This window comes from Magnetospirillum sp. 15-1, from assembly GCF_900184795.1.
Taxonomy (GTDB): domain Bacteria; phylum Pseudomonadota; class Alphaproteobacteria; order Rhodospirillales; family Magnetospirillaceae; genus Phaeospirillum.
This window is the reverse complement of record NZ_FXXN01000025.1, coordinates 234,784-250,188: the sequence shown is the minus strand read 5'-3', so window position 1 is coordinate 250,188 and position 15,405 is coordinate 234,784. Positions and strand designations below refer to the sequence as shown.

Annotated in this window: 19 protein-coding genes and 1 tRNA gene; 17 read left to right on the top strand and 3 right to left on the bottom strand. The window is 64.8% G+C overall.

What is annotated here, in order from left to right; genetic code table 11:
* From rsmG to CP958_RS14050, 11 genes are all read left to right on the top strand, one after another.
* The gene (gene rsmG / locus CP958_RS14100; RefSeq protein ID WP_170958978.1) at positions 1 to 633 is read left to right on the top strand and encodes a 16S rRNA (guanine(527)-N(7))-methyltransferase RsmG; all 633 of its coding nucleotides are present in this window, start codon (positions 1 to 3) and stop codon (positions 631 to 633) included.
* Positions 614 to 1,414 carry an AAA family ATPase gene (locus CP958_RS14095; RefSeq protein WP_096702560.1) on the top strand — a complete coding sequence of 267 codons (801 nt, stop codon included), beginning with the start codon at positions 614 to 616 and terminating at the stop codon, positions 1,412 to 1,414. The genes rsmG and CP958_RS14095 overlap by 20 nt, the downstream gene beginning before the upstream one ends.
* Positions 1,415 to 1,468: 54 nt before the next feature.
* Positions 1,469 to 2,413 (top strand): ParB/RepB/Spo0J family partition protein, encoded by a 945-nt coding sequence (locus CP958_RS14090; protein ID WP_096702559.1) that lies wholly within the window; start codon positions 1,469 to 1,471, stop codon positions 2,411 to 2,413.
* Between the two features lie 96 nt (positions 2,414 to 2,509).
* Positions 2,510 to 2,866: a hypothetical protein gene (locus CP958_RS14085; RefSeq protein ID WP_096702558.1), complete on the top strand. Its 357-nt coding sequence runs from the start codon at positions 2,510 to 2,512 to the stop codon at positions 2,864 to 2,866.
* Positions 2,867 to 3,364 (top strand): YchJ family protein, encoded by a 498-nt coding sequence (locus CP958_RS14080; protein ID WP_096702557.1) that lies wholly within the window; start codon positions 2,867 to 2,869, stop codon positions 3,362 to 3,364.
* Between the two features lie 74 nt (positions 3,365 to 3,438).
* Positions 3,439 to 3,930, top strand: coding sequence for a YchJ family protein (locus CP958_RS14075; RefSeq protein ID WP_096702556.1), 492 nt, complete (start codon positions 3,439 to 3,441; stop codon positions 3,928 to 3,930).
* A gap of 412 nt (positions 3,931 to 4,342) precedes the next feature.
* Positions 4,343 to 5,605, top strand: a complete 1,263-nt coding sequence (locus CP958_RS14065) for a site-specific integrase (RefSeq protein ID WP_096702555.1) — start codon at positions 4,343 to 4,345, stop codon at positions 5,603 to 5,605.
* A 61-nt stretch (positions 5,606 to 5,666) separates the two neighbouring features.
* On the top strand, positions 5,667 to 6,254 hold the full coding sequence (locus CP958_RS25950) for a hypothetical protein (protein WP_141400530.1): 588 nt from the start codon (positions 5,667 to 5,669) through the stop codon (positions 6,252 to 6,254).
* Between the two features lie 94 nt (positions 6,255 to 6,348).
* Entirely contained in the window at positions 6,349 to 6,606 is a 258-nt protein-coding gene (locus CP958_RS14060; RefSeq protein WP_096702554.1) for a hypothetical protein, read from the top strand.
* Between the two features lie 2 nt (positions 6,607 to 6,608).
* Positions 6,609 to 7,220 (top strand): hypothetical protein, encoded by a 612-nt coding sequence (locus CP958_RS14055; RefSeq protein WP_096702553.1) that lies wholly within the window; start codon positions 6,609 to 6,611, stop codon positions 7,218 to 7,220.
* A complete protein-coding gene (locus tag CP958_RS14050; RefSeq protein ID WP_096702552.1) occupies positions 7,217 to 8,416 on the top strand; it encodes an AAA family ATPase in 1,200 nt (399 codons plus the stop codon). Before CP958_RS14055 ends, CP958_RS14050 begins: the two co-directional genes overlap by 4 nt.
* A gap of 289 nt (positions 8,417 to 8,705) precedes the next feature.
* Here CP958_RS14050 and CP958_RS14045 read toward each other — a convergent pair whose 3' ends face one another.
* On the bottom strand, positions 8,706 to 9,773 hold the full coding sequence (locus tag CP958_RS14045) for a tetratricopeptide repeat protein (RefSeq protein WP_141400529.1): 1,068 nt from the start codon (positions 9,771 to 9,773) through the stop codon (positions 8,706 to 8,708).
* A 107-nt stretch (positions 9,774 to 9,880) separates the two neighbouring features.
* Here CP958_RS14045 and CP958_RS14040 point away from each other — a divergent pair, with 107 nt between their 5' ends.
* Complete coding sequence (locus tag CP958_RS14040) at positions 9,881 to 10,156, top strand: helix-turn-helix transcriptional regulator (protein ID WP_242442897.1); 276 nt, start codon at positions 9,881 to 9,883, stop codon at positions 10,154 to 10,156.
* 281 nt (positions 10,157 to 10,437) lie between these two features.
* Here CP958_RS14040 and CP958_RS14035 read toward each other — a convergent pair.
* A tRNA-Gly gene (locus CP958_RS14035) sits at positions 10,438 to 10,512 on the bottom strand.
* Positions 10,513 to 10,699: 187 nt separating this feature from the next.
* On the opposite strand from CP958_RS14035, the gene trxA reads away from it, so the two are divergent.
* From trxA to CP958_RS14010, 5 genes are all read left to right on the top strand, one after another.
* Positions 10,700 to 11,626, top strand: a complete 927-nt coding sequence (trxA, locus tag CP958_RS14030) for a thioredoxin (protein ID WP_096702549.1) — start codon at positions 10,700 to 10,702, stop codon at positions 11,624 to 11,626.
* Between the two features lie 14 nt (positions 11,627 to 11,640).
* Entirely contained in the window at positions 11,641 to 12,300 is a 660-nt protein-coding gene (locus CP958_RS14025; RefSeq protein WP_096702548.1) for an LON peptidase substrate-binding domain-containing protein, read from the top strand.
* 11 nt (positions 12,301 to 12,311) lie between these two features.
* On the top strand, positions 12,312 to 12,509 hold the full coding sequence (locus CP958_RS14020) for a Trm112 family protein (RefSeq protein WP_096702547.1): 198 nt from the start codon (positions 12,312 to 12,314) through the stop codon (positions 12,507 to 12,509).
* Complete coding sequence (locus CP958_RS14015) at positions 12,506 to 12,967, top strand: DUF971 domain-containing protein (RefSeq protein WP_096702546.1); 462 nt, start codon at positions 12,506 to 12,508, stop codon at positions 12,965 to 12,967. The genes CP958_RS14020 and CP958_RS14015 overlap by 4 nt, the downstream gene beginning before the upstream one ends.
* Positions 12,968 to 13,035: 68 nt before the next feature.
* Positions 13,036 to 14,103 carry an NAD-dependent epimerase/dehydratase family protein gene (locus tag CP958_RS14010; RefSeq protein WP_096702545.1) on the top strand — a complete coding sequence of 356 codons (1,068 nt, stop codon included), beginning with the start codon at positions 13,036 to 13,038 and terminating at the stop codon, positions 14,101 to 14,103.
* 11 nt (positions 14,104 to 14,114) lie between these two features.
* Here the strand turns inward: CP958_RS14010 and CP958_RS14005 are convergent, their stop codons facing one another.
* Positions 14,115 to 15,338, bottom strand: coding sequence for a UbiH/UbiF/VisC/COQ6 family ubiquinone biosynthesis hydroxylase (locus tag CP958_RS14005; RefSeq protein ID WP_096702544.1), 1,224 nt, complete (start codon positions 15,336 to 15,338; stop codon positions 14,115 to 14,117).
* Positions 15,339 to 15,405 lie beyond the last annotated feature (67 nt).

Sequence of the window (15,405 nt, the reverse complement as noted above, 5' to 3'; positions counted from 1 at the left end):
ATGGGGAATCGGATTGTGGGTCCGGAAGAGTTCCTGACGAAATCTGGTGTTTCACGTGAAACACTCGAGCGCCTGTGCCTCTACGCCGATCTGCTGGTCAAGTGGCAGGCCCGCATCAATCTGGTGGGGCCGGACACGCTGCCCGATCTGTGGTCGCGGCATTTCCTCGATTCCGCCCAGTTGTTCCCGCTGATCAGGCCGGGGACCAAACGTCTGGTGGATCTGGGCTCGGGCGCCGGCTTTCCCGGTCTGGTGCTGGCGGTGATGGGGGCGCCCGACGTCCATCTGGTGGAGAGCGATACGCGCAAATGCGCCTTCCTGCGCGAGGTGGCGCGGGTCACCGGAACCGCGGTCACCGTGGTCAACAAACGCATCGAACAGGTGGCGCCGCTGGGAGCCGACGTGGTGACCGCCCGCGCCCTGGCACCGCTCGACCGTCTGCTGGGATGGGCCTTTCCCCATCTGGCGCCGGAGGGCGAATGCGTCTTCCTGAAGGGTAGGGGGGCGGAAGACGAATTGACCGCAAGTGCGAAAGAATGGAATATCACGGCGAGCCGGGTGCCTTCGCTCACCGATCCCGGCGGTCTTGTCCTTCATTTGCGTGAGGTATCCCGTGGCCGAGCCCAGCCGTAGCAGCGCCCGAGTCATCGCCGTCGCCAACCAGAAGGGCGGTGTGGGCAAGACCACCACCGCCATCAATCTGGCGACCGCCATGGCGGCGACCAAGAAGACGGTGCTGATCATCGATCTCGACCCCCAGGGGAATGCCAGCACCGGGCTGGGCATCGACCGCTCGGCGCGCGAGGTCAATTCCTATCATGTGATGTTGGGCGAGGCGGCCCTGGCCGACGCGGTGATCGCCACCTCCATTCCCGGCCTGTCCGTGGTGCCGTCGGGTGTCGACCTTTCGGGCGCCGAGATCGAACTGGTGGAGTTCGAGCGTCGCGAGCACCGGCTGAAGGAATCGCTCGCCGGTTCGCTGGCGGCCTATGATTACGTGCTGATCGACTGCCCGCCGTCCCTGAACCTGCTGACGCTCAACGCCCTGGTGGCGGCCAATGCGGTGATGGTGCCGCTGCAGTGCGAGTTCTTCGCGCTCGAAGGCGTCAGCCATCTGATCAAGACCATCGAGCGGGTGCGCCAGGCCTTCAATCCCGGCCTGGAACTGCAGGGCATCATCCTGACCATGTTCGACAAGCGCAACAACCTGTCCGATCAGGTGGCCGCCGATGTGCGCGAGTATTTCGGCGACAAGGTCTACAAGACGGTCATTCCGCGCAACGTCCGGGTCTCCGAGGCCCCCAGCCACGGCAAGCCGGTGCTGCTCTACGATATGAAGTGCACGGGGTCCGAGGCCTATATCCATCTGGCCTCGGAAGTGTTGAAGCGCGAGCGGGAATTGTTGAGGGCCTAGGGAGCCTGAGCGAAGCGCTTAAGGCAGACCGAGGGCAAATCAAGAGGGTCCAAATTGGCTGAAGAAAAGAAGAAGGGCCTGGGGCGCGGCCTGTCCGCCCTGTTGGGCGATCATGCGGCCTCGGCCATCGCGGCGGTGACCAGCGCGGCGGCGGCCGGGCCGGAAGGCCAGGCGGCCATCAAGGGCCTGCGCACCATGCCGCTGGAGCACCTCCAGCCGGGCAAGTTCCAGCCGCGCCGCACCTTCGACGAGGATCGCATCGCCGATCTGGTCGAGTCGGTGAGGGAAAAGGGTATCCTGCAGCCGCTGCTGGTGCGGCCGCTGCCCAATAATCCCCACCGTTTCGAGATCATCGCCGGCGAGCGCCGCTGGCGGGCGGCGCAGGGCGCCAAGCTGCACGAGGTTCCGGTCATCGTCCGCGAGCTCTCGGACCGCGAGGCCCTGGAAGTGGCCCTGGTCGAGAACCTGCAGCGCCAGGACCTGTCGCCCCTGGAAGAGGCCGACGGCTATCGCCGCCTGATGGACGAGTTCTCCCATACCCAGGAGGAGCTGGCCAAGGCGGTGGGCAAGTCGCGCTCGCACGTGGCCAACATGATCCGCCTGCTGGCGCTGCCCGATCCGGTCAAGACCATGCTGGAGAAGGGCGAGCTGACCGCCGGCCACGCCCGCGCCCTGCTGACGGCCGCCGATCCGCTGCGTCTGGCCCGCGACGTGGTGTCCCGGGCGCTCAACGTCCGCCAGACGGAAAAGCTGGTCAACGACGAGGGCAAGGCCAAGCCGACCAATGGCGGCCGCCCGGCCGGCGGCGGCAAGGACCCGGACATCGCGGCGCTGGAGCGCGACCTCACCTCGCAACTGGGCTGCAGGGTGGCGATCCGCTCCCTGGGCAAGGGGGGCGAGCTGACCATCTCCTACGGGTCGCTGGAGCAGTTGGACGATATCCTGGCCCGTCTATCGCGCAATCCCGACCGGTCCGTCGAGGATCTGGACGCCGTCTGACCCCTCTCAATCTCCCCTCTATGAAGGATCGGCCCGCCTTTGTACAATAAAGGCGGGCGGCCGGAAGAATCCGCGCCACGACCGGGGGAGACGAGGATGGCGAACACCGAAGAAAACGCATCGCTGGACGCATTGCTGGCCAATCTGCCGGACAATGTCATCGAATCCTTCACCGCCGATCAGCGGGCAGCCCTGTGGAATGCCGCCAAGCCCATCAGTTGGCGCAAGCATCCCATCAATATCCGCATCACCTTTCCCTTCTTCGGCGGGCGCCATTTCGTCACCATCGTCGGCGGTTTCGAGCGCCGGTCCATCGACCGCATCAGCCGCGACCGCCACATGCACCCGCTGCGAACCGCCGGCAACGTACTGTTCATGCTGGGGGTGGGCGGCGCCTTCTATCTCGCCGCCGTCATCGGCATCTTCATGTTCTCCAACCTGATCGAGTTCTGAATGACCGGCTGCCCCTGCGGCTCCGGCCGGACCTACGATTCCTGCTGCGAGCCGTTCATCAGCGGCCAGGCGCTGCCGCCCTCCGCCGAGGCCCTGATGCGCTCGCGCTATTCGGCGTTCACGGTGAAGGCCATCGACTATCTTTACCAAAGCCGGCTGCCGGATCAGCGGGTCGACGTCAATCGCTCCATGTTGGAGAATTGGGCGAATGCCGCCCAGTGGCAGGGGCTGGAGATTCATTCGATCGAGGGCGACGGCCCCGACCGGACCGAGGCCATCATGGACTTCAGCGCTCATTTCCGCATGGCGGAGCGCAAGCTGGTTCATCGCGAGGTCGCGACCTTCCGCCGCGAGGGTGGGCGCTGGTACTACGTCAACGGCCGCCTGGGAGCGGCCGCGCCCTCCGGCCCCGTCCGCGCCGCCACTGCCGCCGGGCGCAACGACCCGTGTCCCTGCGGGTCGGGCCGGAAATTCAAGAAGTGCTGTGCCGCGGCGTGAACGGCGTGCCTGACGCTTGCCTCTTGCTCCATTGCCCGGCATTCTCGCCTTTTCCCAATCCGATCGAGTTTTGAATGACCTCCTGTCCCTGCGGCTCCGGCCAGACCTACGATTCCTGCTGCGAACCCTTCATTCTCGGCAAGGCGCTGCCGCCCACGCCCGAAGCGCTGATGCGGTCGCGCTATGCCGCCTTCACGGTGGCGGCCATCGACTATCTGCACGATACCCTGGCTCCGGACGAGCGCGGCGATTTCCACCGCGACGAGACCGAGAAGTGGGCCAAGTCGTCGCAATGGCTGGGCCTGACCATCCACGGCACCGCCGGGGGCGGCGAGGGCGACAGCGACGGCACGGTGGACTTCACCGCCCGCTTTCGCATGGACGGCCGCAACGAGGCCCATCGCGAGGTTTCCACCTTCCGGCGCGAGGACGGCCGCTGGTATTACGTCAGCGGCCGCATCGGCGGCCCGCCGGTGGAACAGCGCCGCGTCGCCGTGAAGGCTGGCCGCAACGACCCCTGTCCCTGCGGCTCGGGCAAGAAGTTCAAGAAGTGCTGCGGCGCCTGATCGCCTCGGTACGGGTCTGAAACGTGACGAAGGCCGGGCCGCGGACGCGATTCGGCCCTTTTCTCCGTTCGCCATAAGGCCGACCGTTCCGGAAACGGAAACGAGACGGTTTCATCGGGAGGGGAGAAAAGCAAAAGGGCCACAGTTTCCCGTGGCCCTTTTTGGCTGGTCCGATTGGAGCGGGCGAAGGGATTCGAACCCTCGACCCCAACCTTGGCAAGGTTAAAGTAGGCTCATTGCCGACGCTTCCCTACGATTCACGACCATTTCTAAGCGTTGACGTTCTGCGGCTTTCAGGCTTACCGTGGGGTTCGGGTCATTCCCGATGATTCCCCAATTCTGCTTCCCCGCGCTTCCCCCATGCTTCCCCGAGGAAGCAGGATGAGCCGGGGAAGCAGGGAAGCGAGAAGCCATGCCGAAGCTTACCAAGCGCGTCGTTGATGCCATTCGCCCCGATCCAGCCGGGAAAGATGTCTTCGTGTGGGATGCCGGTGACGGTGCCTTGAAGGGCTTCGGCATCCGCATGAAACCCAGCGGGGCCGCGTCCTACCTCGTCCAGTACCGCAACAAGGAGGGGCGGACCCGTCGCCTTGTCGTCGGCAAGGTAAGCACCCTGACCCCTGACGAAGCCCGGACCCTCGCAGGCGAGGCGTTGAAAGCGGCGGCCAAGGGCGGCGACCCTTCGGCGGATCGTCATGCGGTACGGACGGCCATCACCGTTTCCGAACTGTGCGACCTTTACGTTGCCGATGCCTCTGGCCGCATCAAGGCGTCCACCCTGGCAATGGACAAGAGCCGGATCGAACGGCACGTCAAGCCGTTGATCGGTCGCCTGACCGTCCGCAGCCTGACGACGGCGGACATTGAGCGGATGAAGGCCGACATCATGGCCGGTAAGACGGCCAAGCCCCGCAAGGAAGAAGGGCGAGGCGGAGTGACCACGGGTGGACCCGGTGTAGCGGCGCGTACCGTGGGCATGCTGGGGACCATCCTCGAATACGCCAGACAGCCGCTCAAGCTCATCAAGGAGAATCCCGCGCGGGGCGTGAGGAAGCCCGCCGATGGCAAACAGCGGCGGTTCCTGACTATCGAAGAAATCGCCACCCTCGGCGCGAAGATGCGCGAGGCGGAAGCGGCGGGCGAGAACCCGACTGGATTGGCCGTCATCCGTCTGTTGCTGCTGACAGGCTTGCGGCGCATGGAGGCGTTGGCCCTGCCGCGTGCCTGGATCGACAGCCGCAATCGCTGCATCCGCTTCGAGGACACTAAGAGCGGCGCGCAACTGCGCCCTATCGGTGCGGATGCCGTGCGCCTGTTGGACGCTGTACCGCAGCGGCCCGATTGCCCATGGGTGTTCCCGGCGGATCGTGGCGACGGCCACTTCATCGGCCTGCCGAGGGTGCTGGAACGGGCATGCGACAAGGCCGAACTCCAAGGCGTCACCGTGCATGTGCTGCGGCATACGTTCGCGGCGACGGCGGCGGAAATGGGGTTCAGCGAACTCACCATTGCCGGGCTGTTGGGCCATTCCGTGCCCGGCGTGACGGCGCGTTACGCCCATATGCCCGATACCGCATTGGTGGCGGCGGCTGACCGCGTGGCGGCCCGTATTGCCGCTGCGTTGGACGGCAGGGAAGAGGGTGGACAGGTTGTCCCGTTGCGTACCAGGGCGTGACGCTCATTGGCAGAGAAGCCATGGGCAGTACCGATTACGAACCAAACGTGTTGGGTCAGTGATGGAACATCGTAGCGACGAAAACACCGTGTTGAGCATAGCCCCATCGGACATGGAAGCTATGCAGCAGGCACTTGAGTATTTGCGCGAGGCCGAAGAGAGACGGATAAACGCCAAGACACCTGGAGAACGGCGTAACGCGGCCATTGTATGTCTAACGGGCTTAACTGGCTTGGGGCGTGTGTTGGCGGGGCCAGACATGGTTTGGACCGCATTGGAACTTCTGGCCTCCCTGCAAGACCTAAACGACGGCCGCACGCCCCCGATGCTCAAAGCAGCACCACGCGCCAGGACTACTCGCACAGTGCCCAGCGATTGGGATACACGAATGGCAACAGCTTGCGTTCTTGTCGATTACAAAGCGGCCGGATATGGCGAAAAAGATAAATGGATCGGAACGGTCGCTCGTCGGTTTAGGGTAACAAAGAAACAACTGTCTGATTTCAGAAAGGATCATATTGGCTGTGGTAATGGCAGGGCCAGGGAAGTATACGATTCATTGCTACCGATGCTCAAATCAAGCAATCTAACGGCGGATGAGGCTCTAAGAATACTGGGAAAGAACGTGCCTCGACGGCCCATCAAATAGTGCGAGCCTGAGCGCCACCCGCACTTTTTGTTCGGTCAACATCCACCCATTCCGGCGCTTCCGGGCAATCCAGAGCGCCCAACGAGTGAGGTGAATGATGACCGCTGATACCACCCTTCAACATCCGGGCCGCTTTCTCCGCCGTGCCGACGCGGCGGAATATGTGCATGCCCACTATGGCTTTCCGTGCTCGAAGCAGTGGCTTGCCAAGCTTGCCACGACCGGCGGGGGGCCGATTTACGTGAAGGCGGGCAAGTTCCCCCTGTATTCGGTCGAGGACTTGGATGCGTGGGCACAGGCCCGCCTGTCCGCCCCGATGCGCGCCACCGGCATCCCGGCGGGGGAGGCTTGACCATGGCCGAACCCATCTGGTCCCCCAGCGACATTCCGTGGCACGACACCAGTGCTTCACGCCCCGCAATCGGGACGCCCCTGCCGCTGATCGCGCCTCCCGCCCCGAGGGGCTGCCATCACATGTTCATGCCGCCCATGGCCTTCCCGATGGGCTACCGGCGATCCTTGTTGGTGCACGCCAATCTGTTGGACCGATTGCTTGGGGGTTATGTCCCTCGGGGCACCAAAATCTCCGAAAGCATTTACGTGTGCGCAGGCAGCCCTAAGCTCTACGGAAACATGGTGACATGGGTGAGGCTGGAAGACCTGACTTGGCGCTACGAGCCGGGCAGCCCAGGCTTCGCCGGGGATTTTGTCGCCCTCGTCCAACTGCGGTTCTCGCTCGAACGGGAGCGATCCAATGCTTGGGGGCTTGCCGTGGCGCTTCTCCGGCGAGCTTATGCCCGCGACTTGGTGACGGTTGAAGCGCTGGTGCAGCGGGGCGACGCTCTTAGAGCGGCTGGCACGCGGGCCAGCGGGAAAGCGTCCAAGGAAGCCAGGGACGCCCTCACCGAAGCGCGGGAAGCCTTCTCGGACGCCCTCCATACCGCCATGGGGAGGGATGCCACATGATTATCATGCCCCGCATTGACGGCTTCACCATGCACCGGGATGAACCGCTGCCGGATCGCACGGAATACCTGATCGGCAACGTCCTCCCCATGACGGGGGTGGGGTTGCTGGTCGGGAAACCGGGCGCAGGCAAGTCGTACCTTGCCATCGACCTGTCCGCCTCCATCGCCACCGGAAAGCCGTTTCTTGGGCAGCCGGTGGCAGCCTCGCACTATGCGGAAGCCCCGTCCCGCCGCACCGCAGGCGGGGCAACCATGTTCCTGGCGGGGGAGGGGCTAGAAACCTATCCCTACCGCGTCGAGGCGGCCTATTTGAGCTTGCCCACCGAACACCGGGACCGACTGGCCGACATGGGGTTTCCTGACCGGCTGCCGGTGAGGTGGGGGCCTGCCTTCAATCTCCGGGATGACCGGCTGTTCGAGACGTTTCTTGAACGAGCCGTGGATTGGGCCAACCAACTGACCCTCTATGCGGCCTTCGACCTTCGGCTGATCGTGGTCGATACCGTATCTGCCGTGTTCGGCTTCGGAGACGAAAATTCGGCGGCCGATGCCCAACGGGTCTTCAACAAGCTCCTTCGGCTTTCACGGGCAACCGGCACGTTCGTCTTGGGCGTGGTGCATCCGGGCAAGCACAAGGGGCGGGGCGACGTGCGTGGATCGGGGGTATTCGAGGGCAGCCCCGATTTGATCCTGAGCGCGAGCGCCGACAAGAAGGGCAAGGGAACGTTGGCCGTCACCAAAGCGCGGGCGACATCGACGCACAATGCCATATGGGGCTATAGCCTCGCCCCGATCACGCTGCCCAACGGCGATCCCCAGGCATACGTCATTGGCGCAGCGAACGCGACCCCAGCGAACGCACCAGCGGCGACAGCGGGGCGGAGGGGCCTGGGGCGCGACGCAGGATACGTACTTACGGCTTTGCAGAACGCGGTTCGTGAACGTCCTATCGCTTGGCTGTCTCCCGCTGGCACTTCAATGAGCGGGGCGGACGAAGAGGCCATTCGGTTCGAGTTGGGCAGGATCAAACCGCCATCGTCCACCGACGCCAGCCATAGCGCGGACGCTCTCCGCCAAACGTGGAGCCGAGGCATCAAAAAGCTCTTGGGGGCAAACATCGTCGCCAAGCTCGACCGGGAAGACGGGTCCGCCGTGTATTGGCACGTCGAGGACAACCTTGCCCGTCGAGAATGACGGTGGCTATACGCGGATGCCATCCATGAAAATGGCCTTCTCCGGTTTCCCAACCAACAAGCCGTTTCATCCATGCCAGCCGAAACGTCGGTCCCGTCGAGGCGGACTTCCCCTGACCACCAGTCCGAGGCACCGCTGTTATCGGCCACCCGTCGTTGAGGTGGTTCCTTCCTTGTCGGACAGAACGGACCGGCGCGCCGCACTGCGTTAGCTCTTGTGCGGGCGCGTCCGTGTCCGTGTCCGTGCGCCGAGTGTTCAGGAAGGTAAAGCGACTGCCCTGGCAGGATTGCTATTGCGACTGTGGTGTCCATTGCTGGGAAAGCCGCTGCGCCTCGGCAATCTGGTCCTTGGTCATCGCGCCTTCAAGTTGGTTCCGGGCTGTAGCAGCCTTGTCGCGCATGGTGGACTGCGACGCGGGGAAGCGCGACGCGGCAAGATTGAGCCATTTATAGGCTTGCACGTAGTCGCGCGGCACACCTTTCCCGTCAGCATAGATGGCGCCCAAGAGAAGTTGGGCAAGCGGAGCGCCCTGTTCCGCAGCCTTCCCATACCAGCGGATAGCCTCGACGTAGCTCTGCGGTGTTCCCTCGCCATTCTGATACATGCGGCCAAGGAACGTCTGTGCACGCACGTCACCAGTCGTCGCCGCTTGAAGGAACAGCCGCCTCGCTACGGTCAAATCCTTTGGTACACCGTGTCCGTCTGCATAAAGTATAGCCAATGCTGTTGCAGCCTGGGCCTCGCCCTGTCTTGCGGCCTTTTCGTACCATTGCGCGGCGTCAACGTAGCTTTGCCCCGTTCCCTTTCCTTCCTCATACATACGGCCAAGCTCTTGCTGTGCTGGGGAATACCCATTCTCTGCGGCCTTCTTGTACCAATTTATGGCGTCGCTGTAGCTCTTGGGCACACCTGCACCATCTTCGTACAGCATGGCTACGGCCACCTGTGCGATTTCATGTCCTTGTCGGGCTGCTTTGAGCAACCACTTGGCTGCTTCCACGTCATCTTGTGGTACGCCCGTTCCTGTCTGATAGGCCATGCCAAGGTTGATTTGTGCCTGGGCAAGCCCCTGTTCCGCTGCACGCCGTTCCCATCTTGCCGCTTCGGCGTAATCTTGGCGCACACCCTGACCGTTGGCGTACAGCAATGCGAGACGGGTTTGTGCGAGAGGACTGCCGTCATCGGCCAGGGGGCGCAGCAATCTGAACGCAGCGTCAAAATCGCCCCGATTGTACGCGGCCATTCCGTCTTCGTATGTGCCAGCAATACTTGGCATGGAGGCCGTCACGAGAAACACGAGCGCCCACACGATGATGCTTACCTGCCTACAGGCCCAACGCTTCGGTTCCGCCCCCATGTCGTTCGCCTCCAAATCCTTCACTTCTCGGCAGAGTTAAGCACTCGAGTACATGGCGTTGCAACGGCATACCCGCTTCCGTTGGCGTCATGGATGTTCGTCGGATCGTGGGAGCAAACGTCAAAAAGCACAGACTTGCGGCAGGGTTGTCGCAGGAAGAGCTTGCTTTGCGCGTTGAGATCGTTGACCAGGGCTACATAAGCGGCCTGGAAATCGGCAAGAGAAACCCGACCATCCTCACCATCTGGCTTGTCGCCAATGCGCTTGGCCTTGAGCCAGGGCAGCTATTTTCGACAGCGGGACTTCCTGCGGATTGGACAAGCGGGCCGATTAAGATTGTCAGCCGCCGCACTGGTCGGTCGGAGATTGACAGTCCGGGTTAATAGCAGAAATTTCCGCGCGGATTTTACCGGCATCTGCGGGAGATAGCCGCAACGCCTGGAAAGGCCCCCTCCCACCCCCGGCCTCCCCCCTGTCGAGTTTCGAGAAGGGTGGGGAGGGTGTACGGCAATCTACCGCCTTTGATGGCTCTGGCGGTGGCGCGCGATGGCTTGGGATTGCCGCGATTTCCCGCCGACTGCTTCCCCCATGCTTCCCCGGAAAAGCGAAAGGCCGGACACTGGGTCCGGCCTATCTCGTAACGCTTTGACTTTACTAGTCCGATTGGAGCGGGCGAAGGGATTCGAACCCTCGACCCCAACCTTGGCAAGGTTGTGCTCTACCCCTGAGCTACGCCCGCTCTGTTCGGCGTTTCCGCTGCCGTCGGCGGCGGAGGCCCGGATAATACGAAAAGAAACGGCCGACGCAAGCACTTTTTCGCATGCTTTTTCACAAGACCGTCCGGGGTGGGGTTTGGACTTGCCAGAGGGGCGCCAACGGTCCATCTATTGCGGGTCGAACCCGCGACCAGACGGACGGAAACAGCCATGGACCTGATGTTCAATTCCGGCGCCCAGGGAGCCGCCAAGAGCACGCCGCCGGGCGAACTGATCAAGGAAGCCACCACCGCCACCTTCGTGGCCGACGTCATCGAGATGTCGCAGAAGGTCCCGGTGATCGTCGATTTCTGGGCGACCTGGTGTGGCCCGTGCAAGACCCTGGGCCCGGCCCTGGAGAAGGTGGTGCGCGAGGCCCGTGGCGCCGTGCGCATGGTCAAGGTCGACGTGGACAAGAATCAGGATCTGGCCGCCCAGCTGCGCATCCAGTCGGTTCCCACCGTCTATGCCTTCAAGGGCGGCCGTCCGGTGGATGCCTTCACCGGCGCCCAGCCGGAAAGCCAGCTGAAGTCCTTCGTCCAGCGCCTGATCGCCGGCAGCAACGCCGGGCCGACCATCGACGACTACATCGCCGAGGCCAAGCGGGTGCTCGACGAGGGTGATGCCCAGACCGCCGCCGGCATCTTCAACCAGATCCTGCAGGAAGCGCCCGATAATGCCTCGGCTATGGCCGGATTGCTGCGCTGCCTGATGGCGGTGGGCCAGACCGAGCAGGCCGAATCCATGCTGAGCCGTCTGGCGCCCGAGATCGCCCGCCACCCCGAGATCGCCGCCGTGGTCACCGCGCTCGAACTGGCGCGCCATGCCGGCGGAGTGGGTGAGGCGGCCGAGCTGCGCCGCCGCCTGGCCGCCGATGCGGACGATCATCAGGCCCGCTACGATCTGGCACTGGCCTACTACGCCGGCAACGAGGTCGAGGCGGCGGTGGACGAGCTTTTGGAGCTGTTCCGGCGTAACCGCGCCTGGAACGAGGACGCGGCGCGCAAGCAACTGGTCAAGATCTTCGAAGTGCTGGGATTCTCCCATCCCCTGGCCAAGTCCGGCCGCGCCCGGCTGTCCACTCTGCTGTTCTCCTAAGGCCGGACCACGCCATGCAGGCCGACCGTCCGCTGCGCATCGACGACCTGCCCCGCGACCTGCCGGTTTTCGCGGTGTCGGGGGCCATCGTGCTGCCCAAGGGTACCAGTCCGTTCATGGTGTTCGAGCCGCGCTATCTGGCCATGGTCGACGACGCCCTGGGCATGGGCCGCCTGTTCGCCCTGGTCCAGCCGCGCGACGACAAGGACAAGGGCGGCGTGGTTTCCGGTCTCTACGACACCGGCTGTCTGGTCCGCATCACGGCGTTCGGCGAGACCGGCGACGGCCGTTATCTGATCACCGCCGCCGGGATCTGCCGTTTCCGTCTGGCCGGCGAGGTCGAGGGGCGGGCCGGCTATCGCCGGGTCCGCACCGACTATATCCCCTATGCCGGCGACCTGGACGGCAGCGACACCGGTCCGGTGGACCGTCGCGGCCTGCTGTCCATCGTGCGGGCCTATCTGGGGGGGCTTGGCATGTCGGCCGACATTGCCCAATTGGAAAAGGCCGACGACGCCGATCTTTCGGTGCGTCTGGCCATGGCCTGCCCCTTTGCCCCCGCCGAGAAGCAGGCCCTGTTGGAAGCGGCCAGCCACGCCGAGCGCTGCCGGCTGATGACCACGTTGATTCAACGGGAGCTGCTGAACGAAAGCGGCGGCTCCTCGATACATTAGGAGCTGTTTCCATGCCCGAGCGTGTTTCGGCCTTCGACACGAAGCTGCTGGATATCCTGGTGGCCCCCGGCACCCATGCGCCGCTGCGCTATGACGCGGCCGCCCAGGAACTGATCGACGACAAGGGCGGCCTCGCCTATCCCATCCGCGACGGCATTCCGATCATGCTGGTGGACGAGGCCCGCTCCATCGAGGGGGATGCGCGATGAACATGCCCGCCGAGCGTCCCTGGCCGGAAGAGATCAAGGTCGACAAGGTGGCCCGCACGCTGCGCGTCGCCTTCTCCGACGGCAAGACCTTCGTGCTGCCCGCCGAGCTGTTGCGGGTGGAAAGCCCCTCGGCCGAGGTGCAGGGCCACTCTCCCGACCAGAAGCAACTGGTTTCGGGCCGCATGCATGTGGGCATCATCGGTGTCGAGCCGGTGGGCAATTACGCCGTCAAGCTGGTGTTCGACGACCTGCACGACAGCGGTATCTATTCGTGGGACTACCTCTACGGCCTGGGCGCCAACCAGGATGCCATCTGGGCGGATTACCTGGCCGAGTTGGAGGCTCTGGGCCTGTCGCGCGATCCGGCCCTGTCCAAGGCGCCGCCGCCCAAGGCCCATGGCTGCGGTGGTGGCGGCGGCGGAGCCAAGTCGGGGGGCGGCGGTTGCGGCTGCGGCTGAGGCTTCGGGGCCGATGCGGATAAAGCAGGCATGTAGATCGGAGTAGGACCGGAAAAGGGGGGGATCGGATGAAGACGGTCATTGTCGCCGGCGGTGCCGGATTCGTCGGTTCATCCCTGGCGCTGGCCCTGAGGCGGGACATGGCGGATGGCGGGCGGGTCGTCGCCATCGACAATCTCAAGCGGCGTGGCAGCGAACTGGCGCTGGAGCGCCTGCGCGCCGCAGGGGTCGAGTTCGTCCACGGCGATATCCGCAACCCCGAGGATCTGGAGGCGGCAGGCTCCTGCGACCTGCTGCTCGATTGCTCGGCCGAACCCAGCGTACATGCCGGCTATGGCGCCAGCCCGGCTTATCTCATCAACACCAATCTGATGGGGACGGTGAACTGTCTGGAGCATGCGCGGCGCCATGGCGGAGCCTTCGCGTTCATCTCCACCAGCCGGGTCTATCCCATCGCGCCGCTTCGCGCCCTGCCGTTGGCCCCGGCGGGCGGGCGGCTGGTCCTGCCGGCGGGGGCAGCGGGTCCCGGCTGGTCGGGGGCGGGGATTTCCGAGGATTTCCCCCTGGCCGGGCCGCGCTCGCTCTATGGTGCCACCAAGCTGGCCTCCGAGATGCTGGTCGAGGAATACCGCGCCACCTACGGGCTCAGGACCCTGACCTACCGCTGCGGCGTGCTGGCCGGGCCATGGCAGATGGGCAAGGTGGACCAGGGCTTCATGGTGCTGTGGGCGGCCCGTCACCTTTACGGTGGCGGCCTGGGCTACATGGGATTCGGCGGCCACGGCCACCAGGTGCGTGACGTCCTGCATGTGGAGGATCTTTACGACCTGCTGGCGTTGCAGCTTGCCGATCTCGATCGCTGGAACGGCTCGCTGTTCAACGTGGGCGGCGGCGTCGCCAATTCCATATCGCTGCGCGAGCTGACCGCTCTGTGCGAAAAGGCGACGGGGCGCGCGGTGGCCATGGGCAGCACGCCGGAGACCCGTGACGCCGACATTCCCTATTACGTCACCGACAATGCCAGGGTCACCGCCGCCACCGGCTGGTCGCCGAGGCGGGACGTGCCGGGGCTGGTCGAGGAAATCTGCCGCTGGCTGGCGGAAAACCGCGCCCGGCTGGAACCCATACTGGCCTGAGAAGGCGCGCTTTACAGCGCTTCACCCTTCATCAATCGCGGCAAATCGCCCACCAGGCCCATGGCGTGGCGCATGAAGAAGCGCTTGGTATGGTCGAGCTGGTGGACGGCGGCCAGACCGATGCGGCGGACGTGCTTCAGCAATTCGACGTCATTGGAGAACAGGCGGTCCAGCCCGTCGGTGACGCCCAGCATCAGCATGGTGTCGAAGCGGCGCCAACGCTGGTAGCGCTCCAGAACGTCCGGCCCGCCGGCATCGAGGCCGAGGCGCAGGGAATCCACGATGACCTCGGCCAGGGCGGCCACGTCGCGGATGCCCATGTTCATGCCCTGGCCGGCGATGGGATGCATGCCGTGGGCGGCGTCGCCGATCAGGGCGAGGCGATGGCCGATCATGGCGTCCGCGAATTGCAGGGTGAGGGGATGGTGGAAGCGCTTACCCTCCAGCCGGATTTCGCCGAGGAAATCGCCGACCTTGGCGGCCAGTTCGGCCCGGAAGGCGTCGTCGCCCTGATCACAGATGGCGGCGGCGACGTGGTTGGCCTCGGTCCACACGATGCCGCTGCGGTTGCCGGCCAGGGGCAGGATGGCGAAAGGCCCGGCCGGCAGGAAGCGCTCGTGGGCGATGCCGTGGTGGGGCCGCTCGTGGGCCATGATGCAGACGATGCCGCTCTCGTGGTAGTCGCGCCGCGTCACCTTGATCCCCGCCTGCTGCCGGAGCATGGAGCCGCGCCCGTCGGCGGCCACCGCCAGGGCGGCGTGGACGACCCGTCCGTCTTCCAGCTCGGCCTCGACCCGATGGGGCAGGCGCTCGAGACGCTTGAGCCGGGCCGGAGCCAGCAGGGTGACGTCGGGAATGCGGCCGAGGGCGGCCAGCAGTTCGCGGCGGATGGCCGGGTTGGGGACGATCCAGCCCAGGGGATCGGCGCCGATTTCCTGGTGGTCGTAGTGCAGGAACAGCGGCGAGGCATCGTCGGTGACGCGGATTTCCAGAATCTCGCCCGCTTCGTCCTTCATGCCGTCCCAGGCACCGGCGGCGGCGATCACCTTGCGCGCCGTATAGGCGATGGCGATGGCCCGCGCATCCGAGCCGGGGCGGGCCAGGACTTCCGGCGGGGCGGCCTCGATCACCGCCACCCGGACACCGGCCCGGCCCAGCACGGCGGCCAGCAGGGCGCCGACCGGACCGCCGCCATTGATCAGGACGTCCACGCGCAGGGGGGAAGACATGCTCATGAGAATTGTTCTGCCATCCCCGGCCGGCCGATTCAAGGGTGGGCCGCCGTGAATCGCCGAGGAAACA

Coding starts and splice junctions, on each gene's coding strand:
- rsmG (WP_170958978.1), top strand. CDS start 1: ATGGGGAATCGGATTGTGGGTCCGGAAGAGTTCCTGACGAAATCTGGT.
- CP958_RS14085 (WP_096702558.1), top strand. CDS start 2,510: ATGGCGAACACCGAAGAAAACGCATCGCTGGACGCATTGCTGGCCAAT.
- CP958_RS14080 (WP_096702557.1), top strand. CDS start 2,867: ATGACCGGCTGCCCCTGCGGCTCCGGCCGGACCTACGATTCCTGCTGC.
- CP958_RS14075 (WP_096702556.1), top strand. CDS start 3,439: ATGACCTCCTGTCCCTGCGGCTCCGGCCAGACCTACGATTCCTGCTGC.
- CP958_RS14065 (WP_096702555.1), top strand. CDS start 4,343: ATGCCGAAGCTTACCAAGCGCGTCGTTGATGCCATTCGCCCCGATCCA.
- CP958_RS25950 (WP_141400530.1), top strand. CDS start 5,667: ATGGAACATCGTAGCGACGAAAACACCGTGTTGAGCATAGCCCCATCG.
- CP958_RS14060 (WP_096702554.1), top strand. CDS start 6,349: ATGATGACCGCTGATACCACCCTTCAACATCCGGGCCGCTTTCTCCGC.
- CP958_RS14055 (WP_096702553.1), top strand. CDS start 6,609: ATGGCCGAACCCATCTGGTCCCCCAGCGACATTCCGTGGCACGACACC.
- CP958_RS14050 (WP_096702552.1), top strand. CDS start 7,217: ATGATTATCATGCCCCGCATTGACGGCTTCACCATGCACCGGGATGAA.
- CP958_RS14045 (WP_141400529.1), bottom strand. CDS start 9,773: ATGGGGGCGGAACCGAAGCGTTGGGCCTGTAGGCAGGTAAGCATCATC.
- trxA (WP_096702549.1), top strand. CDS start 10,700: ATGGACCTGATGTTCAATTCCGGCGCCCAGGGAGCCGCCAAGAGCACG.
- CP958_RS14025 (WP_096702548.1), top strand. CDS start 11,641: ATGCAGGCCGACCGTCCGCTGCGCATCGACGACCTGCCCCGCGACCTG.
- CP958_RS14020 (WP_096702547.1), top strand. CDS start 12,312: ATGCCCGAGCGTGTTTCGGCCTTCGACACGAAGCTGCTGGATATCCTG.
- CP958_RS14015 (WP_096702546.1), top strand. CDS start 12,506: ATGAACATGCCCGCCGAGCGTCCCTGGCCGGAAGAGATCAAGGTCGAC.
- CP958_RS14010 (WP_096702545.1), top strand. CDS start 13,036: ATGAAGACGGTCATTGTCGCCGGCGGTGCCGGATTCGTCGGTTCATCC.
- CP958_RS14005 (WP_096702544.1), bottom strand. CDS start 15,338: ATGAGCATGTCTTCCCCCCTGCGCGTGGACGTCCTGATCAATGGCGGC.